Source organism: Streptomyces brevispora (genome assembly GCF_007829885.1).
In the GTDB taxonomy this organism is placed as follows: Bacteria; Actinomycetota; Actinomycetes; order Streptomycetales; family Streptomycetaceae; genus Streptomyces; species Streptomyces brevispora.
The window spans coordinates 4,017,272-4,044,241 of record NZ_VIWW01000001.1; the positions used below are offsets into that span (position 1 = coordinate 4,017,272).

Here is a 26,970-nt window from a genome sequence, read left to right on the forward strand (position 1 = left end):
GCTGTCAGGACTGTGCGGTGGACGACGCGTAGGAGGTGAAGTGCGACCAGGCGGTGGTGGAGACGGTGAACGGGGGGCGGGCGGTGTCCTTGGAGTCGCGGACGTGGACGGCGTCGGTGTGGAGGGCGACCTCGATGCAGTTGTCGCCGCCACTGCCGCTGTAACTGCTTTTGAACCAGGCCAGTTCGGTGCTCATAGCGCTCCTCGCATCTGCTTCAGCAGGCCCACAGTGGCCTCGTGGCTCAGCGCCTGTGAGCGCATCTTGCCATAGCGCTGGAGCATGGCACTGACCAATCTCGGGTCAGTGAGCAGGGTGCTGCTGTCATGGCCCTCGACGTAGCCGAACCAGGAGTTGCACGGAGTCTCCGCCAGGTACAACTGCCCGTCGACGCCCGAGTGGTCCGGCTGTTTGAGCGGCATGACGAGGATCTCCACGTTCCGCCGACCGCCCTGCACCAACAGATTGTCGATGAGCGCGGCAGTGACGTCCGCACCTCCTAACTGACGCTCAAGGACGGCCTGTTCGATGATGAACGAGAATGAGGTGTTGGGGCGTTCGGCCAGGAGTTCCTGTCGCATCAGGCGCGCGGCTACCTGCTGCTCGAACTGCTCCTCGGCGAGCGGGGGAAGCCTCCGGTCGAAGACGGCTCGGATGTACCCCTCGGTCTGGAGCAGCCCCGGAATGCCCCGGCACTCGTACGCGAACAGCGTGATCGCTTCCTCCTCGATCCCCGCCCACTGCAGGAACCACGACGCCAGACCGGCCCTGCGCCGAAGGCTCCGCGCCGCAGCGGCGAGGACCTTGCCCGCGACAGGCCCGAGGGCGTCCGCCGCCCGCTCGGGGAGGTCCTCGGGCGGGAACCGCCTGCCCTGCTCGATCTTGGCGATGTAGGCCGCCGAGTACCGCACGCGGGGTGCGAACTCCTCCTGGGTGAGGCGGGCCGCTTCGCGCAGGGCCTTCATGACCGCCCCGAATGTCTTCAGGCTGTCGGAGAGCTCGGGTTCGCCCGGGGACGTGGTGCTGTCGTGGTTCGCCGTCATCGCCGCCCCGTCTTTCGCGCATGGATCAACGCAGCCAGAATCACGGAGGGTTACCCGTCCGGTCCAGTGAACCCACCCATACAAGTGAAGGTGTATGGGTGTTTTTCCTACTGACAGGGGTGACCGAGGCGGAAACCTGAGCGCATGACAGCTCTGCAAGCACAACCGCCCGTAACTGTACGTGTGTTCGCCCAGAGGTGCTCGGCCACCCGCCACGGTGCGACCCTGGCGCGACGCCTGGCCGTGTGGAAGCTCGACACCTGGGGGATCCCGTACGACACCCGCCTCTCCGACACGGTGGCGCTCCTGGTCGCGGAGCTGGCGGCCAACGCGGTCCTGCACGGGCGGGTGCCGGGCCGCGATTTCGAGCTGCGGCTCATGTACCCGTACGAGCAGACCGGGGTCGTACGGATCGAGGTGTCGGACAACCACGAGACCCGCCCGAACCCATTGGCGGCGCGGCAACCCGACCCGGACGCGGATGGAGGCCGGGGCCTCCTCATCGTGGAGTCCATCGCCGCCCGCTGGGGCGTGAGCGATCGGATGGGGCCGGGCAAAACGGTGTGGGCGGAGGCGGAGGCGGGCGGGGTACGGGGCGGGCTGTGAGGCGGTGGGTGCGCAGAGCGGTTTGCTGGTCCGTGACCTCTGCGCCGGGCCGGTCGGGGGCCCGCTCGGCCGGGCTCTCCGTGCGGCCGCAGCGGCGCCCCACCCGACCGCCGGCCGACGCCCCCATTAGCGGCTGAAGGTCACCTCCTTCGAGTCCTTGTCGCGCTCGAAGGTGCCGGCGAAGCCCCAGTTCTTCCAGCCGCCGTCACCGTTGTTGATGATGGTTCCGTTCTTGATGGAGAAGATGTCGACGCCGTTCACCACCGCGAGGTGTTCGAGGCCGGACACCCCGGTGAAGGAGAGGTCGTTGAAGTTCTTCACCGCGATGATGTTCGTGTCGGGGAAGGCGCGGCTGTACTCGTCGATCAGTGACTGGTTCAGTTCGGCGGCGTCGCCCGGCTTCTTGCCGGAGTAGTCGGTACCGGGATACGTCCCCTCCGTGTACTTCGGCGCGCCGTCGTTGAAGTTGACCGACTCCGTGCCGGTGGAGGTGGAATCGGCGTCCAGGTCGGCGGGTTCGGGCTGCTTGAACGTGGCTTCCGAGCCGTCGCGGGTGGCGTCGCCGTAGTACGCCCAGTTGGTGTACCCGCCGTCGCCGTCGTTGCTGAACTTGCCCTTGTCGAAGACGTACACGTCGAACACGGCCCGGCCCGAGGCGATGTCGTCGCCGGTCTCCTCGGCGTGGTATTCGGGGGAGTTCAGCCGGTACCGGCTCTCGTTGATGAACGAGTCCGGCTTCTCGACCCAGTGCGACGACTGCTCCGAGTGCATCGCGACCACGTTGTAGTCGGGGTAGCAGCGTCGCATGTCGTTCACGAGCATCCGGACAGCCTGCGCCGAACCCTCGTTGTCCAGCGGGGAGTACGTGTTGTAGTACCGGCTCCGGTCCGGCGGCTCCTGGCCCTCGATCTGGCAGCCCTCGTCGCCGGGCTTCCAGTCCTTCTTCCGCTTGGGGCGGGGGGGCTCGTCGAACGTGACCGTGCGCTTGTCGTCACTGACGTCGAAGTAGCCCTTGAACGCGCGGTTCTTCCAGCCGAGGTCGGCGTTGTCGGCCCAGGTGAACTTGCCGGTCTTGAACGCGTAGACGCGGTACGTCGTGCCGCTGATCTCCACGGTCGAGATCATCGCCGCGCCGTCCATCTGCTGGAGATTGCCCTCATGCGGCTGCGCGATGACGATGTTGTAGTCGGGGAGGCAGTAGGAGAGGTCGTCGAGCGCCTGCTTGACCCGCTTCTCCTTGTTCTTCTCGTTGTTGACCTTGTCGATGATGAAGTTGACGAGGTACGAGTACCCCCAGGCCGCCGCCGTGCTGACGGGGCCGTTGCCCGGAACCGAGACCGACGACTTCGATGACCGCTCGCGCGGCTCGAAGCACAGGCTGGGGAGCGCGTTCCCCTTGTTGCCGTCGGTCTTGCCGCCCGACTCGTCGTCGGGCTTGCCGCCCGGTACGCCGCCGGGCTCGCCGGATTCGTCGCCGGGAGCGGAGGCAGGCTGGATGTCTTCGCTGGAATCGGCGCCGCCGGAGCTCCCGCCGGAGTCCCCGCCGCCGGAGTCCCCACCGCTATCGGTGACAGCGTTGTCATCAGCGCATTCGCCGCCGCCGCCCGTCGTTGCCGCGATGCGGCAGATCTGCACGTGCGCGGAGCTGGTGATGTCGCCGCCGATGGTGGTGGCGACGATCGCGCCGACCACGGCGACGACGACCCCCAGCAGGGCCAGGTACTCGATCGCTGTCTGCCCCGTACTCGTGCGTACGCCTCGGCGTATCCGCTCGCTGTGCTTCACGCGTCACCTCGTCGTGGTTCGCCCCCGAGCTGCCGGGGGGCAGGACGCCCACCGGGGCTCGAACCGTAACGACGACACGGGGGCCCAAGGACAGTGTCCAAAGGCCCATACCAGGGCCCAAATCGAAGGCTGGGCCCCCGCGGGTGCCTCAGTGCTGGACCAGCCCGCCCACCGGGACGGGGGCGACGTGGCCGCTCGCCGGGGCGGTCTGTTCGAGGTCGAGGCCGATGTCGACGAGCGATGACCGGCGCAGGGAAGCGACCTCGGGGACCGGCGTCCAGACGGACTCGACGATCTCTCCGTTCGGCTCGGGACGCAGCCGGCCGCCGGTGATACGGACCCGGTAGAAGACGCCGACGTTCTGGTGCTCGATCCCCCTGCGCGCCTCGGCCGCGGGGACCACCCTCGAGTCCACCCCCAGCAGCCGTTCGACCACCGCGCCGCAGCCGGTCTCCTCGGCGACCTCCCGGATCACCGCGTCGAACGGATCCTCCCCGTGCTCGACCCCGCCACCGGGAAGGGTCCAGTTGCTCTCGCCGTTCGCCGATACGTGACGGGCGAGCAGCACCCGTCCGTCCTCGACGCACACGGCGTACGCCGCCAGTCGGAAACTCATCCCCCGCGGACCTCCTGCCGGACCCCGTCCAACATCCCCCTCACTGTCCCAGCGACTTCCCGAACCCCGCCGCCAGTGGCATCCGCAACCCCAGCGGCGGCGGGGCCGCCAGGGCATCGGCGACCGGGCGGGCGTAGGCGTGGGCGAAGAGGGAGCCGCGGATGAAGTCCGCTGCCAGGGCGGTGACTTCGGCGTGATGCTGACGCAGGGCGTGGCCGTCCGAGTGGACCTCGAAGCGGCATGTGTCGCGGTTGGACTTCTTCGCGCGCTCCGCGAGGCGCAGGGAGAGTTCGGGGTCGGCGTGGGCGTCGTTCGTGCCGTGCACCAACAGGACCTGACGGCCGACCAGGTGCTTCACCGGCTCCGGCTCGGCGTCCGGGTCCGCCGGCAGCCAGGGTGCCAGGGCGAGGACCGCGCCGACCGCCGGGTGGCCGCCCGCGCGCAGCGCCGCGCGGCCGCCCATGCCGTGACCGGCCAGGCAGACGGGGACGTCGCCGTAGCGGCGCACCACCTCGTCCACCGCCCACTCCGCGTCCGCCGCGAGCTGCGCGTCCGTGGTGTTCCAGCCGCGGCAGCGGTAGTGGACGACGTGCGCGGTGAGGCCGTCGTCCCGGCCCGCGCGGGCCAGGGTGCGGGCCAGCGGGATCTGGAGGGCGTACGAGAGGGGGGAGGGGCGGCGGTACGAATAGGGCTCGCCGTCCGGGAGCAGCAGAACCACGCCGCTGACCGCGGTTGGTGCTCCGGCCGTTCTGACGGCCCGTCCCAGCCTCGCAGCAGGCAGGGGTAGTGCGCGCTGTGCCATGACGTAACAGTCTCAGAAGGACAGGTGTACGCCACCTGTATTCACGGTCACTGTTACGTATCGTCGAGCGGCGCTCTACGCGCGTAGGCGCTAGAGTGCGTGGATGATGAGCCCGACCCCCAATGTGCCCGGCCAGGATCAGATCCGGCGTGCCCCCAAGGTCCTTCTCCACGACCACCTCGACGGCGGACTGCGCCCCGGGACGATCGTCGACCTCGCCGCCGCGAACGGATACGACGGACTCCCGGAGAGCGAGCCGGACAAGCTCGGCGTCTGGTTCCGGGAGGCCGCCGACTCCGGGTCGCTGGAGCGGTATCTGGAGACGTTCGCCCACACCTGCGCCGTCATGCAGACCCGTGACGCGCTGGTCCGGGTCGCCGCCGAGTGCGCCGAGGACCTGGCCGCCGACGGTGTCGTGTACGCCGAGGTCCGGTACGCCCCCGAGCAGCACCTGGAAGCCGGGCTCTCCCTGGAACAGGTCGTCGAGGCGGTCAACGAGGGCTTCCGGGAGGGCGAGCGCCGGGCCCGCCGGGACGGCCACCGGATCCGGGTGGGCGCCCTGCTCACCGCGATGCGGCACGCCGCCCGCTCGCTGGAGATCGCCGAACTCGCCAACCGGTACCGGGAGCAGGGCGTCGTCGGCTTCGACATCGCCGGCGCCGAGGCGGGCTTCCCGCCCACCCGGCACCTCGACGCCTTCGAGTACCTCAAGCGCGAGAACAACCACTTCACCATCCACGCGGGCGAGGCCTTCGGCCTGCCGTCGATCTGGCAGGCCATCCAGTGGTGCGGCGCCGACCGGCTCGGTCACGGCGTCCGCATCATCGACGACATCGAGGTCGCCGAGGACGGCAGTGTGAAGCTGGGGCGCCTCGCCTCCTACGTGCGCGACAAGCGCATCCCGTTGGAGCTCTGCCCGACCTCCAACCTGCAGACCGGCGCCGCCGCCTCGTACGCCGAGCACCCCATCGGGCTGCTGCGCAGGCTGCACTTCCGCGCCACCGTGAACACGGACAACCGGTTGATGAGCGGTACGAGCATGAGCCGGGAATTCGAGAAACTGACCGAGACATTCGGATACACGCTCGACGACATGCAGTGGTTCACAGTCAATGCGATGAAATCAGCATTCATTCCTTTCGATGAACGTCTGGCGATGATCAGTGACGTCATCAAGCCCGGCTATGCCGAGCTGAAGTCCGAATGGCTCTTCGAGCAGACCGCTGCGACCAGCGTTTCCACCTCCGTCGCGGGCTGATCGGCCACTCCTCGACAAACGGCCGGGAAGGCGAATCCCGGCCGTTTTCGTGTTTTCTCGATGTTTGCGGGACGGGCATCGGGCTGGCTAGGTTGCAGAGCCGCTCACATCCCCTTCCCCAAGGATGAAATTCACATGAAGCAGTCTGCTGTCAGGACTTTCGGCGTCGCCGTTGTCGGTGCCGCTTTCGCCGCTGCCGCCGCCGGTACCGCTTCGGCCTCCGCACTGCCGATCGACACCGCGACCAGCGCCCTGCCCGTCGCCGGCGCACTGGCGAACGCCACCTCGACCCTGCCGGTCCAGGACACCGCCACGAAGCTTCTCGGCACCGGCCAGACGAAGGCCGTGAACGACGTCACCGCCCCCGCCAAGGGTCTCCTCGGCGGTCTGCCCACCGGCGGCCTGAAGACCGGCGGTCTGTCGGCCAACGGTCTGCCGCTCGGCCGCTGACACCCTCACGACGCACGCCCGTGGGCGGGCGCCCGGCCGGGTGCCCGCCCACAGGTGCGGGAGACGTGCGTACGGGACTACCAGGTGGTGGAGGCGGACGACTGCCGCTCCTGGGGGAGCAGCAGCCACAGTCCCAGGTAGAGCAGGAACTGGGGGCCCGGCAGCAGGCACGAGACGAGGAAGATGACGCGCATGGTTCCCGCGGAGGTGCCGAAGCGCCGTGCCAGCGCTGCGCACACTCCGCCGATCATGCGTCCGTCACGGGGGCGGGCAAGTGCGGCCATGGTGGGCTCCTTCGCGAACCGTTACCGGTGGAGCAGTCCGTTGTGCTCCCGATGTATCCATGGTGTCTCGCCGAACACGGGCGAAGCATCGCTCTACGGGGCGATGCCGACCCTGGAAATCGTCGGGGTCGCCCCCTGAGGGACGCCATGGCCGGCCCGGGGAAGCATCCGGATCCGCTGCTGCTTGCGGCGGCGCAGCCGCGCCCGGCACGCCGGTACGAACAGCACATGGGCGAGCGCGACGCCGATCGTGTTCAGGATCAGCGAGTCGACATCGACGACCTGGCCGGGCACCCCGGTCTGGCCCAGCTCGATGGCCAGCGAGATCAGTGCCCCGGCCGCGACGGTACGGGCGAGCGAGGCCCACGGCGAGACGAAGAGGCGGCCCCCGGCCATCGGCAGCAGCACACCCAGTGGCGCCAGCAGCAGAAGCTCGCCGCCGATCCGGCGGGTGGCGGCGGCGGGGCCCAGAGTCAGGTCCGCCTTGATGCCGGCGAACGGCGAGAGGTTGGCGGCGGTCATCCACGGCACGTCCAGCGGGCGAAGAGTCAGCCACCCGACGAGCAGCAGATGCGCGAGGAGGAGCGACACTCCGGCCGCGCGGAAACGGATGACGGCTTGGCCGCCCGAACCTTGACGCACGCTCCCCAAGACGCGGGTAGCGGCAGGATCGGTTCCGCTCCTGCGGGGGAGACCTGGCTCACCGTGCGGCAGGGCGGAGCAACGCGCTCACGACATTCGGACCGCTCGGGACAGCCGCGCCGCTCACGGCAGCCGGACCGTTCAGGACAGCCGCGCCGCTCACGGTAGCCGGACCGTTCAGGACAGCCGCGCCGCTCGGGACAGCCGCGCCGTTCAGGACAGCCGGACCGCTCGGGACAGCCGGACCGTTCAGGACAGCCGAGCCATTCACGACAGCCGCGCCGCTCATGACAGCCGGACCGCGCCCAGGGTCGGTGCGGCCTTCGGGCGGGCCTTCGTCTCCGCCGTGCACAGGTAGCCGCGCGGCGCGTAGTCCCCGGGGCCGCCGAGCAGCACCGGGCCGTTCTGGACGAGCTCCTCGCTCTCCGTGTACGTACAGACGATCTGGGCCAGCGCCTCGGGCTGCAGGTCCTCCGGCTGCCGGCTGAGCCGCAGCGCGCCCTTCGGGTCGCCCGCGCGGGGACCGGTGACCCGCAGCTCCGACGGGACGTCCGTGGAGAACCCCGCCCGCTGCTCGGGGCCCGTGGGCTTCCTCCGCAGCTCGTCCAGGAGAGCGACGGCGACCCCGAGCCGGTCGGGCTTCGTCCCCTGGAGCTGGAGTGTGCGGTCGACCGTGACCAGCTGCGCGGCGCAGACCAGATAGACCTCCACGGGGATGACCTGCCGGGGCTGGGCGGTGCCGTCCTGCGCGGTCATCGCGCACGGCACCCGGGACGGTGCGGGCCCCGCGTCGACCGGCACCGAGGTCGTCCTGATCCCGCACCCCGCGGCCAGTACCGCACACAGCACGGCCCCGGCCACTGCCGCGGCGGGGCGGCGGCCCCGGTGTTCGCTGCGCATCACGTCGCGTCGTCCTCCTCGTCCGGGATCTCCGCGTCGTGACCCTCGGTGGCGCGGCTCAGCGCCTCGGCGTCGCGCGGCAGGCGCAGTACGAACACGGCACCGTCGCCGTCCGGCGAGTTAGTGGCGGTGATGTCACCACCGTGGATGTGGGCGTTCTCCAAGGCGATCGACAGACCGAGACCGCTGCCCTCGGACCGCGGCCGGGAGGCGCTGGCCTTGTAGAAGCGGTCGAAGACATGGGGCAGTACGTCCTCGGGGATGCCGGGGCCGTGGTCGCGGACCTTGATGACCAGCTCGTCGCCCTCGGTCCGTACCGTGACCCGTACCGGCGAACCGCCGTGCTTCAGCGCGTTGCCGATCAGGTTCGCCAGGATCACGTCGAGCCGGCGCGGATCGAGGCGGACCATCATGCCGCGCTCGGCGTCCAGGTCCACCGCGTCCAGCCAGGCGCGGACGTCTATGCAGGCCGTCACCTGGTCGGCGACATCGACGGTGTCCAGGACGAGACGGGCCGTGCCCGCGTCGAAGCGGGTGACCTCCATCAGGTTCTCCACCAGGTCGTTGAGCCGACGGGTCTCGCTGACCACCAGGTGCACGGCGGGCGCGATCATCGGGTCGAGGTTGTCGGCCTCGTCCTCCAGCACCTCGGCGACCGCGGTGATCGCGGTGAGCGGGGTGCGCAGCTCGTGCGACATGTCGGCGACGAAGCGGCGGCTGGCCTCCTCGCGCGCGGTCATGTCCGCGACCTTCTTCTCCAGGGAGCTCGCCGTTCTGTTGAACGTCCTTGAGAGATCGGCCAGTTCATCGGTCCCGGACACCACCAGCCGGGTGTCGAGCTTGCCCTCGCCGAGCTTGCGCGCGGCATCGCCCAGCCGCTGCACCGGACGCAGCACGGTGGTCGCCGCGGCCTGGGCGAGCAGGGCGGAACCGACCAGGGCGAGCGCGGTGGCGATCCCCAACGACCAGGCGAGGGAGTTCAGATCCTGCCGCTCCTGGTCCAGGGACTTGAGCATGTAACCGGTCGGACCGCCGCCGATGATCTTCGTGCCGCCGACGAGGTACGGCTTGCCGCGGATCGAGGTCCGCTGCCAGAACAGGTGGTACTGGTACTTGTTGCCGGCCTTCACCGGCTGCTTCTTGTTGACCTGCTTCTGCAGCGACAGCGGGACGTTGGTCCGGGTGAAGCTGTCCAGGTCGGAGTTGCCGACGATCGGCTTCCCGGGGCCGCGCTCGTCGATCAGCATCACGCTGTAACCGGGACTGCTGCTCGCCATCTGCACGGCGGCGTCCTGCAGGTCGTCCTTGGTGGGGCGGGCCGGCAGGGAGGCCGCCCGGTTCTGCATCTCCTGCCGGAAGTCCCCGAGCGCCGAGTCCTGAGTACGGGTCAGCACCGCCTCGCGGTTCAGCCAGTACGCGATCCCGGACGCGGACACCGCGGCGGTCAGCGCCACCAGTGCGAAGACGACGACGAGCCGCAACCGCAGGCTGGTCCAGCGGAGCCCGGCGAGCAGGCTCCGCCGCACAGCCGTGCTCACTGCGGCGAGTCCAGCCGGTATCCCACGCCCCGCACGGTACGGATCAGGGTCGGCGAGGACGGCACGTCCTCCACCTTCGCGCGCAGCCGCTGGACGCAGGCGTCCACCAGCCGGGAGTCACCGAGGTAGTCGTGCTCCCAGACCAGCCGCAGCAACTGCTGCCGGGACAGGGCCTGGCCGGGCCGGCGGCTCAGTTCGAGCAGGAGACGCAGCTCGGTCGGCGTGAGCTGCAGGTCCTCCCCGTCCTTGGTGACGGTCATCGCGGACCGGTCGATCACCACGTTCCCGAACGTCGCGGAGTCCGTGGACTCGCGCTCGCCCCGGCGCAGCACCGCGCGGATCCGGGCGTCGAGCACCCGGCCCTGAACGGGTTTCACCACATAGTCGTCGGCACCGGACTCCAGTCCGACCACGACGTCGATGTCGTCGCTGCGCGCGGTCAGCAGGATGATCGGCAGCTGGTCGGTGCGCCGGATGCGCCGGCACACCTCGAATCCATCGATCCCGGGCAGCATCACATCCAGCACGACCAGGTCGGGTCGCTGCTCTCGCAGCAGGTTGAGGCCGTCCTCTCCCGTCGCCGCGGTGGCCACTCGGTGGCCCTGGCGTGACAGCGAGAGTTCGAGGGCCGTGCGGATGGCGTCGTCGTCCTCGATCAGCAACAGGAAAGGCACGCTGGTCATTCTGACCCATGGGGGAGCCCTAGTTCGACAGTTGGTCCCCTCTTATGCATCCGGCGCACCCGGATCGCACCCGCGCCGGGCCCTGTGACAGGCCTGTGACAGTTGGGGGACAGTGCCATGAAACTGCCCCGGCAAGCTTGTTGAAACAAGGAACGAACGGACTCCACCGACGGGGGGCGCGAGATGAACGCAACTCACAGCATCACCGCAAGCGCAGTTGTCACGCGTCTCCACGACGTCGGGCGGAACACCGAGAAGTCCGGCTCCGCAATGAACGGGCGGGCGTGCGAACGCGTCGCCAGGCGTCAGCACCCGTCGTACATGACGGTGGTCGACGCACCTGCCGCACAGGGCGGGAACAACGGGGGAAGCACGTACGGGGAGGCCACGGGGGAGCGGCAGACCCCGGCGCGGGACGAGGACGCCGAAGCGGTGTTCACGGCCTACGTCCGGGAACGCCGTGCCTCCCTGTACGCCACCGCCTACCACCTGACCGGCGACCGGTTCGAGGCCGAGGACCTGCTGCAGAGCGCCCTCTTCTCGACGTACCGGGCATGGGACCGGATCAGCGACAAGGCGGCGGTCGGCGGCTATCTGCGCCGCACCATGACCAATCTGCACATCAGCGCCTGGCGCAGGCGCAAGCTGAACGAGTACCCGACCGAGGAGCTGCCGGAGACGGCGGGCGACACGGACGCGATGCGTGGTACGGAGCTGCGTGCCGTGCTCTGGCAGGCGCTGGCGCGGCTGCCGGAGCTCCAGCGCACGATGCTGGTCCTGCGCTACTACGAGGGCCGCACGGACCCGGAGATCGCGTCCATCCTCGACATCAGTGTCGGCACGGTGAAGTCCAGCATCTGGCGGTCGCTCCGCCGGCTGCGCGAGGACGAGGTCCTCAGCTTCGGCCGTGACGAGGAAGAGTCCTTCGGCGAGCTGGTGGCCTGAGGCAACGGGGGAAACGGGGCCGCTGCTTCGGGGGAGGCGGCGGTTTTCGGGGGAGAACGGGGCCGCCGCTTCGGGGGAAGCGGCGGTTTTCGGGGGGAACGGGGCTGCCGCTTCGGGGGAGGCGGCGGTTTTCGGGGGGGAACGGGGCTGCCGCTTCGGGGGAGGCGGCGGTTTTCGGGGGAGAACGGGGCTGCCGCTTCGGGGGAGGCGGCGGTTTTCGGGGGAATACGCTGCGGGGCCGGATGGGCCGGGGGGTCCTGTCCGGCCCCGTCGGCGTACGCGAAGGGGCCGTTCATGACGAGCGGCCCCTTCGCGTGTGACCGGTACGGAGCCGCACATCATCGCGTCGTCGGCCCCGAGGCCGTCCGGCGGGACCGTGCGGACGGGACCGTGCGGATACGGCCTGCCTACGGCGCCACGCCGCGCGCCGCCCGGGCCCGGCAGTGTCCCGCCGCGGCCGCGGCGAACCGCCCCAGCGCCTCCTCCTTGCCGCAGGGGTACGCCCCCAGTTCGGCCTGACGCGCCACGATCCGCCGCTCGGCCCGCATCAGCCGCCACCCCCGACGCAGCAGGAACGGCACCGACTTGCGGCCCTCCCGCAGGTCCCGCAGCAGCCGTCGGCGAAACGTCGTCGTCGGGCGGCCGCGCAGGCACAGGGCGTCCGCGAGCACCCCCAGCGACCGGCACCGCTCGACTATGTCGGCGGCGAAGATGCCCTCGGCCACGAACAGCGGGGTGCGCTCGATGTGGAGGACCTCGTGCCCGGTACGGGAGCTCGTGGAGATGTCGTACAGCGGCACGTCGGTGCGGCCGGTGCGGCACAGCGCGGTGATCGCGGCGACCGCGGTGTCGGCGTCCCAGGACCGTACGGAGTCCCAGTCGATGTCCGTGCTGCCGGGGACGAGCGGCAGCGTGGGGTCGTCGCCCTCCTTGTAGAAGTCGTCCAGCCGCAGCACCGGAAGGCCGGTACGGGCGGCCAGGGAGGACTTGCCGGAGCCGGAGGGGCCCGTCAACAGGACGACACGGGTCGAAAACACTTGGGAACTCACAGGACATGAGTGTGAGGCATTGACCCGCACAGGGGACCCCCCGGAGGTCTCGTTGGTATCGAGCATCACACCTCAACTACGCTGTGCACTCAAACGATTACTCGATTGATGGTTCGATCGGCCCGATCAGGTGGGAAATCCATGGCACGTCACGCACTTTCCAAGTCCCGGCGCCGCGCTCTGCTGCGGGCAGGCCTGACCGTCACCGCGGTGGGAGCCGCGCTCGGTGCGGGGGGTGCGGCGGCCCAGGCGGCGCCGCTGCCCCTCGTGCAGGCGACGGGCACCGACAGCAGTCTCGGCGAGGCCTTCGACGCGGCCGGTGGCGGGGTGGCCGGGGCACTCGGCCACTCGCTGAACAGCGGGATCGCCCCGGTGACGCATCTGCGGCTCGACCCGCTGGCCGGCACCGGCACGGACCCGCTGGACAACGCGGTGGGTACCCAGATCGCCGACTTCAAGCCGGTCTCCACGGCCGCCGTCACCGACCCGGTGACCAGTGGCGGCGCGCTGAAGGACCTGCCCGTGGTGGGGCAGGTCACGGGGCTGCTGCACAGCTGACACGGACGTGGCCCGCGCCGCCGGGAACACCGGGGGCGCGGGCCACGCTCACGCGCCCGTCAGTACGAGGAGCCCGACACGCCCAGCGCGCCCGTCGGGTGCCAGACCGTCTTGGTCTCCAGGAACGCGGTGAGCCGGTGCGTGCCCGGATCGGCCGACCAGTCGGTGCCGTCCACAGCCTGTGGACGATCCGCGCCCTTCGCCTCCTTCTCGGCGTGGTCGCGGGAGACGAGCGGGCGGAACACCCGCTTCAGGTTGTCGGCCGCCGCGATCTCCAGCTCCTTCGCCAGTGCCGCGTCGGCGCCCGTGAGGTCGATGCCGTTCACGTCCTGGTGGGAGGCGAGCGGCGCGGCGATCTCCGCGGTCCTCCCGGAGAGGATGTTGACCACGCCCCCCGGCAGGTCCGAGGTGGCCAGCACCTCGCCCAGCGACAGGGCGGGCAGCGGGGCGTCGGCCGAGGCGATGACGACCGCGGTGTTGCCCGTGGCGATCACCGGGGCGACCACCGAGACCAGACCCAGGAACGACGACTCCTGCGGGGCCAGAACCGTGACCACACCGGTCGGCTCGGGGGTGGAGAGGTTGAGGAAGGGGCCCGCGACCGGGTTCACCGCGCCCACGATCTGGCCGATCTTGTCGGTCCAGCCCGCGTACCAGACCCAGCGGTCGACCGCCGCGTCCACGACGGCGGCGGCCTTGGACTTCGACAGGCCCTCGGCCTCCGCCACCTCCCGTACGAACTGCTCCCGGCGGCCCTCCAGCATCTCCGCGACGCGGTAGAGGACCTGGCCGCGGTTGTACGCGGTCGCGCCCGACCAGCCGCCGAACGCCTTGCGGGCGGCCACGACCGCGTCGCGGGCGTCCTTGCGGGACGACTGCGGCGCGTTGGCCAGCCACTTGCCCTTGGAGTCGGTCACCTCGTACACCCGGCCGCTCTCGGAGCGGGGGAACTTGCCCCCGACGTACAGCTTGTAGGTCTTGAAGACACTCAGTCGTCCGTCAGACATCGAGGTAGGCCTCCAGACCGTGACGGCCGCCTTCGCGGCCGAAGCCCGACTCCTTGTATCCGCCGAACGGCGAGGTCGGGTCGAACTTGTTGAACGTGTTGGCCCAGACGACGCCCGCCCGGAGCTTGTTCGCCACCGCGAGGATGCGGGAGCCCTTCTCCGTCCAGATGCCGGCCGAGAGGCCGTACTGGCTGTTGTTGGCCTTGGCGACCGCCTCGTCCGGCGTACGGAACGACAGGACCGACAGCACCGGGCCGAAGATCTCGTCGCGGGCGACGGTGTGCGCCTGGGTGACGTTGGTGAACAGCGTCGGTGCGAACCAGTAGCCCGAGGAGGGGAGTTCGCAGGGCGCCGACCAGCGCTCGGCGCCCTCGGCCTCGCCGGTCTCGACGAGCGCGGTGATCCGGGACAGTTGCTCCGCGGAGTTGATCGCGCCGATGTCGGTGTTCTTGTCCAGCGGGTCGCCGAGGCGCAGCGTGGTCAGCCGGCGCTTGAGGGCGTCCAGCACCTCGTCCTGGACCGACTCCTGCACCAGGAGCCGCGAGCCCGCGCAGCAGACCTGGCCCTGGTTGAAGAAGATGCCGGTGACGATGCCCTCGACGGCCTGGTCGATCGGGGCGTCGTCGAAGACGATGTTGGCGCCCTTGCCGCCCAGTTCGAGCGTGGCCTTCTTGCCGGTGCCCGCGATGCTCCGGGCGATGGCCTTGCCGACGGCGGTCGAGCCGGTGAAGGCGACCTTGTTGACGTCCTCGTGCTCGACGAGGGCCTGGCCCGCGTCCCCGTAGCCCGTGAGGATGTTGACGACACCCTTGGGCAGACCGGCCTGGCGGCAGATGTCCGCGAAGAAGAGCGCGGAGAGCGGCGTCGTCTCGGCGGGCTTCAGCACCACCGTGTTGCCGGTGGCGAGCGCCGGGGCGATCTTCCACGCGAGCATCAGCAGCGGGAAGTTCCACGGAATGACCTGGCCGGCCACGCCGAGCGGACGCGGGTTCGCGCCGTAGCCGGCGTGGTCGAGCTTGTCGGCCCAGCCCGCGTAGTAGAAGAAGTGCGCGGCGACCAGCGGAAGGTCCGCGTCGCGGGTCTCCTTGATCGGCTTGCCGTTGTCCAGGGTCTCCAGGACGGCGAGCTCGCGGGAGCGCTCCTGGATGATCCGGGCGATGCGGAACAGGTACTTGGCGCGCTCGGAGCCGGGCAGCGCCGACCACTTCTCGAACGCCCTGCGGGCCGCCCGCACGGCCCGGTCCACGTCCTCGGCGCCGGCGCGGGCGACCTCGGAGAGGACCTCCTCGCTGCTCGGCGAGACCGTCTTGAAGACCTTGCCGTCGGCGGCGTCGGTGAACTCGCCGTCGATGAACAGCCCGTACGAGGGCGCGATGTCGACGACCGAACGCGACTCGGGGGCGGGTGCGTACTCGAATGCAGATGCCATGGGGATCAGTCCACCGTCACGTAATCGGGGCCGGAGTAACGGCCGGTGCTGAGCTTCTGGCGCTGCATCAGCAGGTCGTTCAGCAGGCTGGAGGCGCCGAAGCGGAACCAGTGGTTGTCCAGCCAGTCCTCGCCCGCCGTCTCGTTCACCAGGACCAGGAACTTGATGGCGTCCTTGGAGGTGCGGATGCCGCCGGCCGGCTTCACACCGATCTGGACGCCGGTCTGCGCACGGAAGTCGCGGACCGCCTCCAGCATCAGCAGGGTGTTCGCGGGCGTGGCGTTGACCCCGACCTTGCCGGTCGACGTCTTGATGAAGTCCGCGCCCGCCAGCATCCCGAGCCAGGAGGCCCGCCGGATGTTGTCGTACGTGGACAGCTCGCCGGTCTCGAAGATCACCTTCAGCCGTGCCCGGCCGCACTCGGCCTTCACGGCGAGGATCTCCTCGTACACCTTCAGATAGCGGCCGGAGAGGAAGGCGCCCCGGTCGATCACCATGTCGATCTCGTCGGCCCCGGCGGCCACGGCGTCGCGGACGTCCGCGAGCTTCACGCCGAGCGCGGCACGGCCGGCCGGGAAGGCCGTCGCGACGGACGCCACCTTCACGCCGGAGCCGGCCAGGGCGTCGACCGCGATCGCCGCCATGTCGGGATAGACACAGACCGCGGCGGTGCGCGGGGCCGTGCGGTCGGTGGGATCGGGATGGACGGCCTTGGCGGCGAGCGCCCGGACCTTGCCCGGGGTATCCGCGCCTTCCAGCGTCGTCAGGTCGATCATCGAAATGGCGAGGTCGATGGCGTGGGCCTTGGCCGTCGTCTTGATCGAACGGGTTCCGAGCGAGGCGGCGCGCGCTTCGAGGCCGACGGCGTCGACGCCGGGCAGCCCGTGCAGGAAGCGGCGCAGCGCACTGTCGGACGCCGTCGCGTCGGCGAATGCTGTTGCAGTGGTGGGCATGGTCACCAGATGAGCATATCTACGCGCGTAGCGGCCTGTACAGGGGGCCCGGCCGTTCGCACTTCGCACGGCCCCGAGCCGCCGGGCGCGCGGCCATCGGGAAGCCGCCCCCGCACCCCTTGCGCACGTCAGGCAGAATCGGGCTCATGACGAGCCCCACGCCCTCCTCCGAGCCCACCTACGCCGACCGGACGTTCCGGTCGCCCGCCGGGCTGGTCGGGGGCGCCCTGCTGCTCCTGCTCATCCTGTGGATCGGTGTGGACGCCGCGATCCGGGGCGAGGGCCGGGTGCCGTGGATGGCACTGGCCGGGCTGCTGACCGCGGTCCCGCTGGTGATCGCCTTCACCGTGCGCCCCGTGGTGTCCGCCAACGACCGGCGCATCCGGATCCGTAACCCGTTCCGCACGATCACGCTGCCGTGGACCGACGTCGCCGACGTGCGGGCGAGCTACTCCAGCGAGCTGTTCACGCAGGACGGCACGAAGTACCAGCTCTGGGCGGTGCCGGTATCGCTGCGGCAGCGCAAGAAGGCCGCCCGCCGGCAGTCCCGCCAGTCGATGGACGACCCGTACGGCAGGACGTCGGTGACCGCCGACGTACGCGCCACCAAGGCGCTGACCGCGGGCGCCGACCAGGCCATGGTGGACCTGCGGGAGATGGCCGAACGGGCGGGCGACACGCCTGTCGCGGGCGACGCCGTCGCCTCGGTGCGCTGGGCGTACGAGGTGATCGCGCCGGCCGTGGTGGGCGCGGTGCTGCTGGTGGTGCTGGGGGCGACGGGCTGAGAGCCTGTCGGGTGACCTCTGACCGGGCCGCACGCCCTGGCACGCACGCTTCCCGCGTTGCCGAAACGCCCTGGTGGCTCCGCTACGAGGGCCTTCGGGCGCCTTGGAACCGCACGCACCGGACCGCGTCCGCTTTCCGATCGAAGGTCACCCGACAGGATCTGAGGGCGGCCCGCGGGGCCACGACCTGGGCCCGCGACCGGCTGATCTGAGGGCCCGCGGGGCCACGACCTGGGCCCGCGACCGGCGGCGTCGCCGCTCACAGCCATCCGCTGCGCTGTGCCTGCAAGGCCATCTGGAAGCGGTTCGCCGCGCCCAGCCGGGCCATCAGGATCTGCAGGCGGCGAAACAGTGTGCGGCGGCTGATTCCCAGCTCGCGCGCGATGGCCTCGTCGCTCGCACCGCCCGCCAGGAGCCACAGCAGACGGCGGTCGGCGGGTGGCAGACCGCCCGGACGGGTGGTCCGGCCGTGGAGCGGCAGGGCGTTCTGCCAGGACTGCTCGAACAGTGCCATCAGGGCGGACAGCAGTCCGCACGGCTGCACGACCAGCATGCTGTTGTGCACGTCGGCCTCTTTGATCGACAACGACACGAGCGCGTACGCGTCGTCGATGATCACGAGCTTGACCGGCACGGACGACAGCACCCGGGCCTGCTCGCCGGCCCTGACGCACGGTTCGACGACGTCCTTCAGATGGCCCGGGTACTCCAGCGACGCCCGTGAGTACACGACACGCTGCGTCACACCGCGGGCGAGCGTGGCCAGTGAGTCCTCCGTGGCGCCGGGCAGCGGGAAGTACGGCGGTGACTCGAACTGCCGGATCTGATCGCGGGCGCTCGCCCAGGCGTGCCGGATCCTGGGGCCGACGTCGTCGCCGGTGACGACCTCGACGAGATGGTCGTTGTACGCGGCGAGCCGCTGACGCCGGAACGACTCGAACGCGCCCCCGACGGCGATGCGCGACTCCTCGACCTCGCTCGCCCGGTGCCTGGCGAGGATCTCCAGACCCGCGGCCGGCGGCACCGGGGCCACCACGTCCTCGCCCTCCCCGGCGGCGCTGGCCAGACCCGCGTCGACCAGCGCGTCGTACGCCGCGACGAGCTCCGCCCCCTCCACACCGGCCGCCGCGCCGATCGCGCTCAGCGGTGCGGGGGCACGATCGAGCAGCGCCAGATAGACCTGGCCCGCCGCGTGATCGAGCCCCAGGAGCCGAAGGGCCTCGCCGAGTTTCGCGTTCGTCATGCCCTTATTATCCGTCGGCCCCCGTCCCGGCCGTGGCCGATTCGTGCCAGTGGCACTCCTTGGCACCAGGCGCGCGCGGTGCGGGGTACCGTCCGGCTGCCGCCGCCGACCGGCGGCAGCGAGGGCATCCGGTCAGCACCCGGGAGCGGCGCCGGTCCGAACGGCCTCCGCCGCCCCTCGCCGCCGAGGAACCCACCCAGAAGAAGGTGTACGACGTGGCGAAAGGCCGAAAGAACGGTCTCTACTCAGGGATCTCCGAGGAACTGTCCGCGCTGATGCGGACGGGCTGGGCGGACACCGAGCGGCACGACCTCGAACTCGACGAGCAGGCCCCGTACGCGGCCGACCGCCGCGCCGCGCTCTCCGCGCGCTTCCCGGGCGAACGCCTCGTGATTCCCTCGGGCAACATCAAGGTCCGCTCGAACGACGACGGCTACCCGTTTCGGCCGTACACGGGCTACGTGCACATGACCGGCGACCGGGCCCGCGACGGCGCCCTCGTCCTCGAACCCCGTGCGGACGGCGGCCACGACGCCTACTGCTTCCAGCTGCCGCGCGACAGCCGGGACAACGACGAGTTCTGGACCGGCCCCACGGCGGAACTGTGGATGGGCCGGCGCCGCTCGCTCGCCGAGTCGGAGCGCGTGCTCGGTCTGCCCTGCCGCGACGTCCGCACGGCGGTCGCCGACCTGGCCGCCTCCGACGCGCCGACCCGGATCGTCCGCGGCATCGACCCGTCGCTGGAGGGCGCCGTCACCACCGAGGAGGAGCGCGACGACGAACTCGAAGAGGCGCTCAGCGACCTCCGCCTCGTCAAGGACGACTGGGAGATCGCCGAGCTCCGCAAGGCCGTCGACTCCACCGTGCGCGGATTCACCGACGTGGTCGGCGAACTCTCCCTCGCGGTCGCCTCGTCCGAGCGGTGGATCGAGGGCACGTTCTTCCGCCGCGCCCGACTCGAGGGCAACGCCCTCGGCTACGGCTCGATCTGCGCCGCGGGCGAGCACGCCACGATCATGCACTGGACGGACAACGACGGCCCGGTGCGCCCCGGCGACCTGCTCCTGCTCGACGCCGGCGTGGAGACCCACACCCTCTACACCGCCGACGTCACGCGCACGCTCCCGATCAACGGCACCTTCACGCCCGTGCAGCGCAAGGTCTACGACGCGGTGTACGAGGCCCAGGAGGCGGGCATGGCCGCCGTGAAGCCGGGCGCCGCCTACCGCGACTTCCACGATGCGTCCCAGCGCCACCTCGCGACCCGGCTGGTCGAGTGGGGCTTCATCGAGGGCCCGGCCGACCGCGCGTTCGCACTCGGCCTCCAGCGCCGCTTCACCATGGCGGGCACCGGGCACATGCTCGGTCTGGACGTCCACGACTGCGCGCAGGCCCGGAACGAGGAGTACGTTGGCGGCGTGCTGGAGCCGGGCATGGTGCTCACCGTCGAGCCCGGTCTGTACTTCCAGCCGGACGACCTCACCGTGCCCGAGGAGTGGCGAGGCATCGGCGTCCGGATCGAGGACGACCTGGTCGTCACCGAGGACGGCCACGAGAACCTCTCGGACGGCCTGCCGCGGTCGGCGGACGACGTCGAGGCGTGGATGGCCCGGTTCGCGGGCTGAGCGGGTAGGAGTGAGCACGTAGAAGGAGGGGCCCCGGCAGCGGGGCCCCTCCTTCTACGTGTGTACCGGGAGTGCTGTCAGATCCCGGCCGCGGCCGCCAGATCCCGCTTGATCCCGGCGAGCAGCTCCGCACCCCTCGCGCGGGCCGCGGGCAGCTCCTCCGCCGAGGCGACCGGCACCACGACCTCCAGGTAGCACTTGAGCTTCGGCTCGGTGCCGCTCGGGCGGACGATCACCCGGGCACCCTCCAGGTGGTAGCGGAGCCCGTCCGTGGGCGGCAGTTGCGCGGTGCCGTGCGACAGGTCCTCGGCCGCGGTGACGGCGAGGCCGGCGAGCGCGGTCGGCGGCTGCTCGCGCAGGCGGCGCATGGCGTCCGCGATGACGGACAGGTCCTCGACCCGGACCGACAACTGGTCGGTTGCGTGCAGCCCGTGCTCGACCGCGAGGTCGTCCAGCAGGTCGGGCAGCGTACGGCCCCGCTCCTTGAGCACGGAGGCGAGTTCGGCGACGAGGAGGGCGGCCGTGATGCCGTCCTTGTCGCGGACGCCGTCCGGGTCGACGCAGTAGCCGAGCGCCTCCTCGTAGCCGTACCGCAGACCGTCCACCCGGGCGATCCACTTGAAGCCGGTCAGCGTCTCCTCGTAGCCCAGTCCCGCCTTCTCGGCGATCCGGCCGAGGAGCGAGGACGACACGATCGACTCGGCGAGTACGCCGGTGACACCCCGACGGACGAGGTGCGCGGCGAGCAGCGCGCCGACCTCGTCGCCGCGCAGCATCCGCCAGCCGCCGTCGGCGTCCGGGTCCGGGACGGCGACGGCGCAGCGGTCGGCGTCCGGGTCGTTGGCGATGATGATGTCGGGGTCCGAGCGGCGTGCGGTGGCGAAGGCGAGATCCATCGCGCCGGGCTCCTCCGGGTTGGGGAAGGCCACGGTGGGGAACGCGGGGTCCGGCTCGGCCTGCTCGGCGACGAGGACCGGGGCGGGGAAACCGGCCCGGTCGAAGGCCGCGGTGAGCACGGACGTGCCGACGCCGTGCATCGCTGTGTAGACGACACGGGCGGTACGCGGCGATCCGGCGTCGAGCACGGTGTCCGTACGCTCCAGATAGGCGTCCAGCACCTCGTCGCCGAGGGTCTCCCAGCCGCTGTCGGGGCGGGGAACGGTGTCCAGCGGGCCGACCGCGGCGATCGCGGCGGCGATCTCACCGTCCGCCGGGGGGACGATCTGCGAGCCGTCGCCGAGGTAGACCTTGTAGCCGTTGTCGCGCGGCGGGTTGTGGCTCGCGGTCACCTCGACGCCCGCGACGGCGCCCAGATGCCGTATGGCGTACGCGAGTACGGGGGTGGGGAGCGGGCGGGGGAGCACCGCCGCCCGCAGACCGGCGCCGGTCATCACGGCCGCGGTGTCGCGGGCGAAGTCGGCGGACTTGTAGCGGGCGTCGTAGCCGACGACGACGAGGCCGCCGGCGTGCCCCTGGTCCTTCAGGTACGCGGCGAGCCCGGCGGCGGCGCGGATGACGACGGCGCGGTTCATCCGCATCGGCCCGGCGCCCAGCTCACCGCGCAGCCCCGCGGTACCGAACTGGAGGGTGCCGGCGAAGCGGCCGGCGAGCTCGTCGAGGTCCTCGGTCTCGATGAGCTTGGCCAGCTCGTCGCGGGTGTCGGGGTCCGGGTCCTCGGCGAGCCAGCTCCTGGCCCGGGCGATGAGGTCCTGCTGCACGGTGGTCCGCCTTTCCGGGGTGAAGCTGTCGTGTGTGGTGGGGCTCCGCCCCGGAAACGGGTGGGCCCGGGTCAGATGCGGTCGAGCAGACGGGCCAGCAGCGAGCCCATCCGGGTCGCCGAGTCGCGTCCGGCCTGAAGCACCTCTTCGTGGTTGAGCGGCTCGCCGCTCAGCCCCGCCGCCAGATTCGTCACCAGCGAGATGCCCAGCACCTCCGCCCCCGCCTCGCGGGCCGCGATCGCCTCCAGCACGGTGGACATGCCGACCAGGTCGCCGCCCATCGTGCGGACCATGTTGATCTCGGCCGGCGTCTCGTAGTGCGGGCCGGGGAACTGCACGTACACGCCCTCTTCGAGGGTCTCGTCGACCTCCTTGCACAGCGCCCGCAGCCGCGGCGAGTACAGGTCGGTGAGGTCGACGAAGTTGGCGCCGATGATCGGCGACGCCGCCGTGAGGTTGATGTGGTCGCTGATCAGGACCGGCTGCCCGGGGCGCATGCCGTCGCGCAGCCCGCCGCAGCCGTTCGTCAGCACAACCGTCCTGCAGCCCGCTGCGACCGCGGTACGCACCCCGTGCGCCACGGCGGCGACGCCGAGGCCCTCGTAGAAGTGCGTACGGCCGAGGAAGACCAGGGCGCGCTTCTCGCCTATCCGGTACGAGCGGATCGTGCCGCCGTGGCCCTGGACGGCGGGGGCCGGGAATCCCGGCAGGTCGGTCACCGGGAACTCGGCCTCCGGAGTGCCGAGCGCATCGCCCGCGGGTGCCCAGCCGGAGCCCATCACGAGTGCGACGTCGTGGGTCTCGGCACCGGTGAGCTCGCGCAGGCGGGCGGCGGCGTCGGTGGCGGCGGCGCGCGGGTCGCCCTGGATGTGGTCCGGAATAACTGATGCGTTCACGCGGATGAGCGTAACCGCTGATTCCCTACGCGCGTAGATGGCCCCGTACAGAGTCCTGGGGCATCCGTTCGTGCTTTCCCACAGCGTTCCGGCGGCGATCCCGCGGCGATCCTGAGGAAAGGGCAGCTCAGAGGGGCTGTCCGGGCTCAGCAGGGGCGCTTGCGGAGCTCCATCGCGTAGTCGTGCGGTGCGCCCGCGGAATCGGCGGCATCCGCGATCTCGCCGAGGTAGCGGGCAGACGGCAGGCCGCCCTCGTAACCGTTCAGCACATACATCCAGGCCGGCTCCTCGCCGTCCAGGGTGTGCACCCGGACGCGCATCCGCCGGTAGATGTCGAGGCCGACACCCTCCCACCGGTCCATGGAGTCCTCGTCCATCGGCGCCAGGTCGTACAGGGCGACGAAGACCTGGGAGCGCGGCGCCTCCACGACCGTGGCCAGCGCGCCTTCCCAGCCCATCTGCTCACCGCCGAACGTCAGCCGCCAGTCGTTCAGCCAGCCGGTGCCGCGCAGCGGCGAGTGCGGTGCGCGGCGCGTCATCAGCCGCGCGTCGAGGTTGCCGGCGTATGCGGCGTAGAGCGACATGGGGTCGAGGGTACGGGAGGTGGCCCCGGGGAGGTCGATTCCTGTGAGGAAGACCCCCGACCGGGGGTCCGGCCGAGGGTCCGGCCGGGGTACCGGGCGGGAGTCCGACCGGGGCCCCGCACGGGGCCGCGCGGGGCTCCGGCGCCAGGATTCGCGGGCCCCGCCCGGAAGGCCCGGTGCACGTATGGAGGGCCCCGGGGCGAAGCACCTTGGCGCGTGCGGGACAATGAAGTACGTACTGCATTCCCCCGGGGCGACCCCCCGGACCCCGGCCGGGACAGCAGACGGCCGTGGGACGAGAAACGCGAGGCGGACTTTCGTGACCCGGATCGTGATCATCGGCGGCGGACCCGGCGGGTACGAGGCGGCATTGGTGGGCGCCCAGCTCGGCGCGGAGGTGACCGTCGTCGACTGCGACGGCCTCGGCGGCGCGTCCGTGCTCACCGACTGCGTGCCCTCGAAGACCCTGATCGCGACGGCAGAGGTGATGACCACCTTCGACTCCTCGTATGAAGAGCTGGGCATCATCGTCGCGGACGACACGCCGCACATGGAACAGGCGGCGCGCGTGGTCGGCGTCGACCTGGGCAAGGTCAACCGACGGGTGAAGCGCCTGGCGCTCGCCCAGTCCCACGACATCACCGCCTCCGTCACCCGTGCGGGTGCGCGGGTGATGCGCGGACGCGGCCGTCTGGAGGGACTCCAGGCCGCCGACGGTTCCCGCCAGGTCGTGGTGACCGCTGCCGACGGCACGGAGGAGACGCTCCTGGCCGACGCCGTGCTGATCGCGACCGGCGGCCACCCCCGGGAGATCCCGGACGCGCTCCCCGACGGTGAGCGGATCCTGAACTGGACCCAGGTCTACGACCTCGACGAGCTCCCCGATGAGCTCATCGTGGTCGGCTCGGGTGTCACGGGTGCGGAGTTCGCCGGCGCCTACCAGGCCCTCGGCTCCCGCGTCACCCTCGTCTCGTCCCGGGACCGGGTGCTGCCGGGCGAGGACCCGGACGCGGCCGCCGTCCTGGAGGACGTCTTCCGGCGCCGCGGCATGAACGTGATGGCCCGCTCCCGCGCCCAGTCCGCCAAGCGCGTCGGAGACCGCGTCGAGGTCACCCTCGCCGACGGCCGGGTCATCTCCGGCTCGCACTGCCTGATGGCGGTCGGCGCGATCCCGAACAGCGCGGGCATGGGCCTGGAGGAGGCCGGGGTCCGGCTCAAGGACTCGGGCCACATCTGGACCGACAAGGTCTCCCGCACCAGCGCCCCGGGTGTCTACGCGGCCGGTGACGTCACCGGGATCTTCGCGCTGGCCTCGGTCGCCGCGATGCAGGGCCGGATCGCGATGTACCACTTCCTCGGCGACGCGGTGACGCCGCTGAACCTGAAGACGGTCTCCTCGAACGTCTTCACCGACCCGGAGATCGCCACGGTCGGCTACAGCCAGTCCGACGTCGACAGTGGCAAGATCGACGCCCGCGTCGTCAAGCTGCCGCTGCTGCGCAACCCGCGCGCCAAGATGCAGGGCATCCGGGACGGTTTCGTCAAGATACTGTGCCGGCCCGGCACCGGCATCGTGGTCGGCGGCTGTGTCGTCGCACCGCGGGCGAGCGAGCTGATCCACCCCATCTCGATCGCGGTCGACAACAATCTGACGGTGGAACAGATCGCAAACGCCTTCACTGTGTATCCGTCCCTGTCGGGATCGATCGCGGAAGTGGCCCGTCAGTTGCACACCCGTAAGCAGGCGGGCGAGGCGTAGAACGTCTCCGGGAGCCCCGCATTCCCCGGTAACTCCCGGCAACTCGGGCGGGCCGACGGCCGTCCGCGATCAGTAGGGAACAACAACGGGGCCGCCTATACCACTTGGCGGCCCCTTGTATGTACAACTTCTGTTATTCGGCGCAAACTGCTGAAAACTCTCGGGCAGTCACGTTACTGTCAGTTTCGTGTTCGCTGCAGAACGTCGTCAGTTGATCCTCGAAATGGTGCGTGCCAACGGGGCGGTATCGCTCCGTGAGCTCGCCCGCGTCGTCCAGACCTCCGAAGTGACCGTACGGCGGGACGTGCGGGCACTGGAGGCAGAAGGACTCCTCGACCGCCGGCACGGCGGTGCGGTCTTGCCGGGCGGTTTTACGCGGGAGTCCGGCTTTCCGCAGAAATCCCATCTCGCCACCGCGGAGAAGACGGCCATCGCCGATCTGGCCGCCGGTCTCGTCGAAGAGGGCGAGGCCATCGTGGTCGGCGCCGGTACGACCACGCAGGAGCTGGCCCGCCGGCTCGCGAGGGTCCCCGGTCTGACCGTGGTCACCAATTCGCTGCTGGTCGCCCAGGCGTTGGCCCATGCCAACCGGGTGGAAGTGGTGATGACCGGGGGCACCCTGCGCGGTTCCAACTACGCCCTGGTGGGCAGTGGGGCCGAGCAGTCCCTCCAGGGGCTGCGGGTCTCGCGCGCCTTCCTGTCCGGGAGCGGGCTCACCGCCGAACGCGGCCTCTCCACGTCCAACATGCTCTCCGCGAGCGTGGACCGGGCGCTGGTGCAGGCGGCGGGTGAGGTGGTGGTCCTGGCGGACCACACCAAGCTCGGCACCGACACCATGTTCCAGACCGTGCCGACGGACCTCATCACCCGTCTGGTGACGGACGAACCGGCCGCGCACGACGACCGTGCCGCGGCGGAGCTGCAGGCCCTGGCGGACCAAGGCGTGCAGATCGCGGTGGCCGGCGCCGGAGGTGCCCCGGCTCCGGCCGGCTCCGCGCCGCCCGGCCGGACCAACCGCCGCGACATGCCCCTGCCGGGGCAGCGGCGGACGCACAGCGGCGGGCCGCAGCAGTTGCGCGGTACGGCGCCGGTGCTGGCGGAGCAGGGGCAGGGGGACCGGGCACGGGTGGCGGACCTGCGCCGCCGGTGATGATCCGGCCTCGCCGGCGTTCGAGGCGCGGAGCCCCGGGGGCGGGCGTCAGCCCGTCGCCCGCAACCCCTGCAACGTCAGCGTCAGCAGCCGCCCCGCCAGTTCCGGATCGCCCGGCGACTGCTCCGCGGCCAGCGCGATCGCGTTCGTGAGCTGCATCAGGTCGTCGATGGACACATCGGCCCGCACCGCCCCGCCCGCCTGCGCACGGGCCAGCAGCACCGAACCCGCCTCGCGCAGCGGCACATTGCACCGGGACAGCGCCGAAGTCTCGTCCCGGCACGTCGACATGAGCGCCTGGGCCAGCCCCCGGTACTCACCCGCATGAGTGATGATCGCGCCCAGCCACTCCACCAGCCCGTCGCACGGCCGCTCCGTCCCGGCCAGTTCGCGGGAGCGGGCGATCAGGTCGGCCACCGCCTCCTGGAAGACGGCGCTCATCAGCGCGTGCCGGGTCGGGAAGTGCCGGTACAGCGTGCCGATCCCCACCCCCGCACATCGCGCGACATCCTCCAGGGACGCCGTCGTGCCGTGTTCCGCGAAGGCGGTACGGGCCTCGGTCAGCAGCCGGTCGTAATTGCGGCGCGCGTCGGCACGCATGGGCCGGGCCGGTGTCCCCGCCGTGCTCGTCGCCATCACGCAGTCCTCCCTGAATCCGCCGCAG

At 70.9% G+C, this 26,970-nt stretch carries 28 protein-coding genes; 9 read left to right on the forward strand and 19 right to left on the reverse strand.

Annotated elements, in window-relative coordinates:
- Window positions 1-4: 4 nt before the first annotated feature.
- Together FHX80_RS18810 and FHX80_RS18815 are read right to left on the reverse strand one after the other, a co-directional pair.
- A complete protein-coding gene (locus FHX80_RS18810; protein WP_145765234.1) occupies window positions 5-196 on the reverse strand; it encodes a DUF397 domain-containing protein in 192 nt (63 codons plus the stop codon).
- Window positions 193-1,041, reverse strand: a complete 849-nt coding sequence (locus tag FHX80_RS18815; RefSeq protein WP_145765235.1) for a helix-turn-helix domain-containing protein — start codon at window positions 1,039-1,041, stop codon at window positions 193-195. The genes FHX80_RS18810 and FHX80_RS18815 overlap by 4 nt, the downstream gene beginning before the upstream one ends.
- Before the next feature lie 183 nt (window positions 1,042-1,224).
- Here FHX80_RS18815 and FHX80_RS18820 point away from each other — a divergent pair, with 183 nt between their 5' ends.
- Window positions 1,225-1,647, forward strand: coding sequence for an ATP-binding protein (locus tag FHX80_RS18820; protein ID WP_145765236.1), 423 nt, complete (start codon window positions 1,225-1,227; stop codon window positions 1,645-1,647).
- Between the two features lie 126 nt (window positions 1,648-1,773).
- Here FHX80_RS18820 and FHX80_RS18825 read toward each other — a convergent pair whose 3' ends face one another.
- From FHX80_RS18825 to FHX80_RS18835, 3 genes are all read right to left on the reverse strand, one after another.
- A complete protein-coding gene (locus tag FHX80_RS18825; protein ID WP_145765237.1) occupies window positions 1,774-3,432 on the reverse strand; it encodes a hypothetical protein in 1,659 nt (552 codons plus the stop codon).
- 148 nt (window positions 3,433-3,580) lie between these two features.
- Window positions 3,581-4,048, reverse strand: coding sequence for an NUDIX hydrolase (locus FHX80_RS18830; protein WP_145765238.1), 468 nt, complete (start codon window positions 4,046-4,048; stop codon window positions 3,581-3,583).
- A 40-nt stretch (window positions 4,049-4,088) separates the two neighbouring features.
- Window positions 4,089-4,766: an alpha/beta hydrolase gene (locus FHX80_RS18835; protein ID WP_145765239.1), complete on the reverse strand. Its 678-nt coding sequence runs from the start codon at window positions 4,764-4,766 to the stop codon at window positions 4,089-4,091.
- 187 nt (window positions 4,767-4,953) lie between these two features.
- Between FHX80_RS18835 and FHX80_RS18840 the strand changes: the two genes are divergently transcribed.
- Together FHX80_RS18840 and FHX80_RS18845 are read left to right on the forward strand one after the other, a co-directional pair.
- Entirely contained in the window at window positions 4,954-6,108 is a 1,155-nt protein-coding gene (locus FHX80_RS18840; RefSeq protein ID WP_145765240.1) for an adenosine deaminase, read from the forward strand.
- A 135-nt stretch (window positions 6,109-6,243) separates the two neighbouring features.
- Window positions 6,244-6,558, forward strand: coding sequence for a hypothetical protein (locus tag FHX80_RS18845; protein WP_145765241.1), 315 nt, complete (start codon window positions 6,244-6,246; stop codon window positions 6,556-6,558).
- A 77-nt stretch (window positions 6,559-6,635) separates the two neighbouring features.
- Here FHX80_RS18845 and FHX80_RS18850 read toward each other — a convergent pair whose 3' ends face one another.
- The 5 genes from FHX80_RS18850 to afsQ1 form a co-directional block, all read right to left on the reverse strand.
- Window positions 6,636-6,842: a PspC domain-containing protein gene (locus FHX80_RS18850; RefSeq protein WP_145765242.1), complete on the reverse strand. Its 207-nt coding sequence runs from the start codon at window positions 6,840-6,842 to the stop codon at window positions 6,636-6,638.
- Window positions 6,843-6,935: 93 nt separating this feature from the next.
- A complete protein-coding gene (locus tag FHX80_RS18855) occupies window positions 6,936-7,484 on the reverse strand; it encodes a VanZ family protein (RefSeq protein WP_145765243.1) in 549 nt (182 codons plus the stop codon).
- Between the two features lie 285 nt (window positions 7,485-7,769).
- Window positions 7,770-8,384, reverse strand: coding sequence for a hypothetical protein (locus FHX80_RS18860; protein ID WP_425281704.1), 615 nt, complete (start codon window positions 8,382-8,384; stop codon window positions 7,770-7,772).
- The gene (locus FHX80_RS18865; protein ID WP_145765245.1) at window positions 8,384-9,922 is read right to left on the reverse strand and encodes a sensor histidine kinase; all 1,539 of its coding nucleotides are present in this window, start codon (window positions 9,920-9,922) and stop codon (window positions 8,384-8,386) included. The genes FHX80_RS18860 and FHX80_RS18865 overlap by 1 nt, the downstream gene beginning before the upstream one ends.
- Complete coding sequence (afsQ1, locus tag FHX80_RS18870) at window positions 9,919-10,596, reverse strand: two-component system response regulator AfsQ1 (protein WP_026249390.1); 678 nt, start codon at window positions 10,594-10,596, stop codon at window positions 9,919-9,921. Before afsQ1 ends, FHX80_RS18865 begins: the two co-directional genes overlap by 4 nt.
- 192 nt (window positions 10,597-10,788) lie before the next feature.
- Between afsQ1 and FHX80_RS18875 the strand changes: the two genes are divergently transcribed.
- On the forward strand, window positions 10,789-11,550 hold the full coding sequence (locus FHX80_RS18875; protein WP_145765247.1) for a SigE family RNA polymerase sigma factor: 762 nt from the start codon (window positions 10,789-10,791) through the stop codon (window positions 11,548-11,550).
- Window positions 11,551-11,957: 407 nt separating this feature from the next.
- Here FHX80_RS18875 and FHX80_RS18880 read toward each other — a convergent pair whose 3' ends face one another.
- Window positions 11,958-12,665 carry a uridine kinase family protein gene (locus FHX80_RS18880; RefSeq protein ID WP_145765248.1) on the reverse strand — a complete coding sequence of 236 codons (708 nt, stop codon included), beginning with the start codon at window positions 12,663-12,665 and terminating at the stop codon, window positions 11,958-11,960.
- Between the two features lie 75 nt (window positions 12,666-12,740).
- Here FHX80_RS18880 and FHX80_RS18885 point away from each other — a divergent pair, with 75 nt between their 5' ends.
- The gene (locus FHX80_RS18885; RefSeq protein ID WP_145765249.1) at window positions 12,741-13,157 is read left to right on the forward strand and encodes a hypothetical protein; all 417 of its coding nucleotides are present in this window, start codon (window positions 12,741-12,743) and stop codon (window positions 13,155-13,157) included.
- 59 nt (window positions 13,158-13,216) lie between these two features.
- Here the strand turns inward: FHX80_RS18885 and FHX80_RS18890 are convergent, their stop codons facing one another.
- Genes FHX80_RS18890 through deoC form a run of 3 tightly spaced genes read right to left on the reverse strand, consistent with a single transcriptional unit; the run spans window position 13,217 to window position 16,546 of the window.
- The gene (locus tag FHX80_RS18890) at window positions 13,217-14,164 is read right to left on the reverse strand and encodes an aldehyde dehydrogenase family protein (RefSeq protein ID WP_145765250.1); all 948 of its coding nucleotides are present in this window, start codon (window positions 14,162-14,164) and stop codon (window positions 13,217-13,219) included.
- Window positions 14,157-15,593, reverse strand: coding sequence for an aldehyde dehydrogenase family protein (locus tag FHX80_RS18895; RefSeq protein WP_145765251.1), 1,437 nt, complete (start codon window positions 15,591-15,593; stop codon window positions 14,157-14,159). The genes FHX80_RS18890 and FHX80_RS18895 overlap by 8 nt, the downstream gene beginning before the upstream one ends.
- Before the next feature lie 5 nt (window positions 15,594-15,598).
- Window positions 15,599-16,546, reverse strand: a complete 948-nt coding sequence (deoC, locus tag FHX80_RS18900; RefSeq protein WP_145767378.1) for a deoxyribose-phosphate aldolase — start codon at window positions 16,544-16,546, stop codon at window positions 15,599-15,601.
- A 146-nt stretch (window positions 16,547-16,692) separates the two neighbouring features.
- On the opposite strand from deoC, the gene FHX80_RS18905 reads away from it, so the two are divergent.
- Window positions 16,693-17,331 carry a PH domain-containing protein gene (locus FHX80_RS18905; RefSeq protein ID WP_145765252.1) on the forward strand — a complete coding sequence of 213 codons (639 nt, stop codon included), beginning with the start codon at window positions 16,693-16,695 and terminating at the stop codon, window positions 17,329-17,331.
- A gap of 259 nt (window positions 17,332-17,590) precedes the next feature.
- Here the strand turns inward: FHX80_RS18905 and FHX80_RS18910 are convergent, their stop codons facing one another.
- Window positions 17,591-18,574, reverse strand: a complete 984-nt coding sequence (locus FHX80_RS18910) for a helix-turn-helix domain-containing protein (protein ID WP_145765253.1) — start codon at window positions 18,572-18,574, stop codon at window positions 17,591-17,593.
- 215 nt (window positions 18,575-18,789) lie between these two features.
- Between FHX80_RS18910 and FHX80_RS18915 the strand changes: the two genes are divergently transcribed.
- Window positions 18,790-20,199: an aminopeptidase P family protein gene (locus FHX80_RS18915; RefSeq protein WP_145765254.1), complete on the forward strand. Its 1,410-nt coding sequence runs from the start codon at window positions 18,790-18,792 to the stop codon at window positions 20,197-20,199.
- A 77-nt stretch (window positions 20,200-20,276) separates the two neighbouring features.
- On the opposite strand, the gene FHX80_RS18920 is transcribed toward FHX80_RS18915, so the two are convergent.
- The 3 genes from FHX80_RS18920 to FHX80_RS18930 all read right to left on the reverse strand — a co-directional run bounded on the left by FHX80_RS18920 (window position 20,277) and on the right by FHX80_RS18930 (window position 23,397).
- Window positions 20,277-21,917, reverse strand: a complete 1,641-nt coding sequence (locus FHX80_RS18920) for a phospho-sugar mutase (protein ID WP_145765255.1) — start codon at window positions 21,915-21,917, stop codon at window positions 20,277-20,279.
- A gap of 71 nt (window positions 21,918-21,988) precedes the next feature.
- Window positions 21,989-22,813 (reverse strand): purine-nucleoside phosphorylase, encoded by an 825-nt coding sequence (locus tag FHX80_RS18925; protein ID WP_145765256.1) that lies wholly within the window; start codon window positions 22,811-22,813, stop codon window positions 21,989-21,991.
- Between the two features lie 146 nt (window positions 22,814-22,959).
- A complete protein-coding gene (locus FHX80_RS18930; RefSeq protein ID WP_145765257.1) occupies window positions 22,960-23,397 on the reverse strand; it encodes a gamma-glutamylcyclotransferase family protein in 438 nt (145 codons plus the stop codon).
- Between the two features lie 319 nt (window positions 23,398-23,716).
- Between FHX80_RS18930 and FHX80_RS18935 the strand changes: the two genes are divergently transcribed.
- Entirely contained in the window at window positions 23,717-25,156 is a 1,440-nt protein-coding gene (locus FHX80_RS18935) for an NAD(P)H-quinone dehydrogenase (protein ID WP_145765258.1), read from the forward strand.
- A gap of 187 nt (window positions 25,157-25,343) precedes the next feature.
- Window positions 25,344-26,306 carry a DeoR/GlpR family DNA-binding transcription regulator gene (locus tag FHX80_RS18940; RefSeq protein ID WP_145765259.1) on the forward strand — a complete coding sequence of 321 codons (963 nt, stop codon included), beginning with the start codon at window positions 25,344-25,346 and terminating at the stop codon, window positions 26,304-26,306.
- A 48-nt stretch (window positions 26,307-26,354) separates the two neighbouring features.
- On the opposite strand, the gene FHX80_RS18945 is transcribed toward FHX80_RS18940, so the two are convergent.
- The gene (locus FHX80_RS18945) at window positions 26,355-26,942 is read right to left on the reverse strand and encodes a TetR/AcrR family transcriptional regulator (protein ID WP_145767379.1); all 588 of its coding nucleotides are present in this window, start codon (window positions 26,940-26,942) and stop codon (window positions 26,355-26,357) included.
- Between the last annotated feature and the right edge of the window lie 28 nt (window positions 26,943-26,970).

Excerpts from the sequence above, each read along its gene's own strand:
- FHX80_RS18850 (WP_145765242.1), bottom strand. The coding sequence starts at position 6,842 with ATGGCCGCACTTGCCCGCCCCCGTGACGGACGCATGATCGGCGGAGTG.
- FHX80_RS18930 (WP_145765257.1), bottom strand. The coding sequence starts at position 23,397 with ATGTCGCTCTACGCCGCATACGCCGGCAACCTCGACGCGCGGCTGATG.
- FHX80_RS18840 (WP_145765240.1), top strand. The coding sequence starts at position 4,954 with ATGATGAGCCCGACCCCCAATGTGCCCGGCCAGGATCAGATCCGGCGT.
- deoC (WP_145767378.1), bottom strand. The coding sequence starts at position 16,546 with ATGCCCACCACTGCAACAGCATTCGCCGACGCGACGGCGTCCGACAGT.
- FHX80_RS18885 (WP_145765249.1), top strand. The coding sequence starts at position 12,741 with ATGGCACGTCACGCACTTTCCAAGTCCCGGCGCCGCGCTCTGCTGCGG.
- FHX80_RS18945 (WP_145767379.1), bottom strand. The coding sequence starts at position 26,942 with ATGGCGACGAGCACGGCGGGGACACCGGCCCGGCCCATGCGTGCCGAC.
- FHX80_RS18875 (WP_145765247.1), top strand. The coding sequence starts at position 10,789 with ATGAACGCAACTCACAGCATCACCGCAAGCGCAGTTGTCACGCGTCTC.
- FHX80_RS18895 (WP_145765251.1), bottom strand. The coding sequence starts at position 15,593 with ATGGCATCTGCATTCGAGTACGCACCCGCCCCCGAGTCGCGTTCGGTC.
- FHX80_RS18860 (WP_425281704.1), bottom strand. The coding sequence starts at position 8,384 with ATGCGCAGCGAACACCGGGGCCGCCGCCCCGCCGCGGCAGTGGCCGGG.
- FHX80_RS18845 (WP_145765241.1), top strand. The coding sequence starts at position 6,244 with ATGAAGCAGTCTGCTGTCAGGACTTTCGGCGTCGCCGTTGTCGGTGCC.
- FHX80_RS18815 (WP_145765235.1), bottom strand. The coding sequence starts at position 1,041 with ATGACGGCGAACCACGACAGCACCACGTCCCCGGGCGAACCCGAGCTC.
- FHX80_RS18880 (WP_145765248.1), bottom strand. The coding sequence starts at position 12,665 with ATGCTCGATACCAACGAGACCTCCGGGGGGTCCCCTGTGCGGGTCAAT.
- FHX80_RS18830 (WP_145765238.1), bottom strand. The coding sequence starts at position 4,048 with ATGAGTTTCCGACTGGCGGCGTACGCCGTGTGCGTCGAGGACGGACGG.
- FHX80_RS18905 (WP_145765252.1), top strand. The coding sequence starts at position 16,693 with ATGACGAGCCCCACGCCCTCCTCCGAGCCCACCTACGCCGACCGGACG.
- FHX80_RS18910 (WP_145765253.1), bottom strand. The coding sequence starts at position 18,574 with ATGACGAACGCGAAACTCGGCGAGGCCCTTCGGCTCCTGGGGCTCGAT.
- FHX80_RS18810 (WP_145765234.1), bottom strand. The coding sequence starts at position 196 with ATGAGCACCGAACTGGCCTGGTTCAAAAGCAGTTACAGCGGCAGTGGC.
- FHX80_RS18890 (WP_145765250.1), bottom strand. The coding sequence starts at position 14,164 with ATGTCTGACGGACGACTGAGTGTCTTCAAGACCTACAAGCTGTACGTC.